Source organism: Nostoc sp. CHAB 5715 (genome assembly GCF_020829685.1).
GTDB lineage: Bacteria > Cyanobacteriota > Cyanobacteriia > Cyanobacteriales > Nostocaceae > Nostoc.
The window spans coordinates 1-2,223 of sequence record NZ_JAIVFR010001126.1 but is presented as its reverse complement, the minus strand read 5'-3'; the positions used below and the strand labels follow the sequence as shown (position 1 = coordinate 2,223).

Below are 2,223 nucleotides of genomic sequence, written 5' to 3'. Positions count from 1 at the left end.
CCTCATATTCTTGTAATGCTCCTAACTTGGCAATACCCGGCCAAATTGCAGCTACAGCAATTACGACTGCAATCGTGCCAATTCCACCACCAACTACAGAGATGACTGGGCCAAATAAAGCAGCCGTCAGACCTGATTCAAAGCCACCTAACTCGTTAGAGGCACTAATAAATACACTATTGATCGCAGCAACGCGACCGCGTAAATTATCTGGAGTTCTAATTTGTACTAAGGTATGGCGAATTACAACGCTAATAGTATCTAGTGCGCCACTCAGCACTAGCATTAATAGTGATAGCCAAAACGAACGAGACAGCCCAAAGATAATTGTGACAACACCAAAGCCAACTACTGACCAGAGTAAGGCAGGCCCCGCTTTGCGTAAGGGTGGTAGATATGCCAGTAAAACCGCCATCAATAAAGCCCCAATGGAGGGGGCTGCTTGTAGGTAGCCTAATTCTAATGGCCCTACCTGCAAAATATCCCTGGCGAAAATGGGTAGTAGCGCGATCGCACCTCCTAACAAAACTGCAAACATATCTAAGGTAATGGCTGCTAAAATCAATTGATTTTGCCAGACAAATTTAGCCCCTGCTGAGAGTGCTTTGAGTGAGATTGGTTCTTTAGAACGAATGGTTTCTTGTTTTGATATTGCCACCGTTAAGACAAAACATAGCAAACCTGCGATCGCACCCAGTACGTATACCCCTGTCGCACCTCCCAAGAAGGCTATACCAAATCCTCCCAAGGCTGGGCCAATAACTGAGGCTAACTGAAAGCTACTACTATTCCAAGTGGCTGCATTCGTAAAGGCACTAACAGGTATCAATTGCCACATCAAGGCATCACTGGCAGGTTTCAAGAAAGCCCTAGCAATCCCTGTGAATACCAAGCAGGCATAAAATAAAACTACTGCACCCTTAGTCCAAGAAAGTACAGCCAAAGCTAGGGAACATAAGACTAACAGCAGTACTGACAGCAACATTGTCAGTTTGCGATCGCGGCGATCGGCGATATCGCCAGCAATCAAGGTGAGGGCAATCATTGGCAAGACTTGAGCTAGCCCAACACCACCTAATGCTAAAGCTGAATTTGTGCGCTCATAGAGTTCCCAGCCAATGGCCACGGTTTGCATTTGTGACCCGATGAACAGGAGTACACGCCCGATAGTAAATAGCCGATAATCTCGAAACCTGAGCGCCGCAAAAGGATCGTGTTTTGCAGACTTAGTGTTGCTCTGGTTTAATTTCCGTTTGCTCGAAGACATTTTTTAGTAGAGCCAACCCTTCTTCAATGTTGGAAACTTGCTCTGGTGTCAGACCTTCCAAAAGGTCGGGCAATATGAGCGCGAGTTTGGTCTTGAGACTGGTTTAATTGATGCTTTCCCTCTTGCGTGAGATTCAGGAGAACCCGCCGCCTTTCTTGCGGATCGTTGCTGCGTTGCACCAAGTTGCGTTGTACTAGCCGTTCTGTTGTGGCTGATGCTGTCGCACAGGTGACACCTAAATGCTCTGCCAAATCAGATAGTGAAGCACCTGGACTGCGATTGAGAAATGCTAGCGAGCAACTGCGGTATAGATAAACAAGCGGCACTATTAGCTCGCATATCCGCTCGGATAAACCGCATCACTAACGGAATTGTATCCATTACCCCAGCAGCACATTCTTTTGCAGTCGCGCTTTGCAAAGGTTTACCGAGGGTCATTGGCTATTTATTCTCCTAGTTACATTGCCACCCGTGGATAAAATCGCCCACAGATTAATGTTAAGACAGTCCTCTTTTTACATGAAAGGCTAACCGCAGAGCGCCTGTTCATGCCGAACAAATACAGGGATGTCCATCGTTGGCGGAACGCCTCCCGTTTCATAGATCATGTCAGCCACATAGCCTCTGTGATAAGTCGCATGATTTGCTACGTGAGTCAGCATTTGACTCATTTGCATCCGCCCTTTTTCACCACCTATGAATACGAAGTCGATGCTTTTGGCGAGGGCCGAAGCCTGCTGCTGTTGCAGGAACTCCAAGTACCATTGGTCCAGCTGCGCCTGGCGCTGCCGCAGTACATCAAGAACCACGGCAACTTGCATTTGCCTTGATTCATAGCCATGTATCCCGCCCGTCAAATGCGCTTTCCATATCGATCCGACAACAAAGATATGCCCCATCACGCCCAGCATTCCTCCCGCCCTGCCTGGCCTTGGTGCGTGCAATACCTCTTCAGG

At 47.8% G+C, this 2,223-nt stretch carries 2 protein-coding genes and 1 pseudogene; all 3 read right to left on the bottom strand.

Going from position 1 to position 2,223, the window contains the following annotated elements; translation table 11 throughout:
• The coding region (locus LC574_RS36745; RefSeq protein WP_229458549.1) for an MFS transporter at window positions 1-1,267 on the bottom strand (1,267 nt) is incomplete at its 3' end.
• Window positions 1,227-1,705: pseudogene (locus LC574_RS36740) on the bottom strand (MarR family winged helix-turn-helix transcriptional regulator). The gene LC574_RS36745 and the pseudogene LC574_RS36740, both read right to left, overlap by 41 nt.
• Window positions 1,706-1,794: 89 nt before the next feature.
• Window positions 1,795-2,223: DinB family protein (locus tag LC574_RS36735; RefSeq protein ID WP_229458547.1), on the bottom strand; the 429-nt coding region annotated here is incomplete at its 5' end.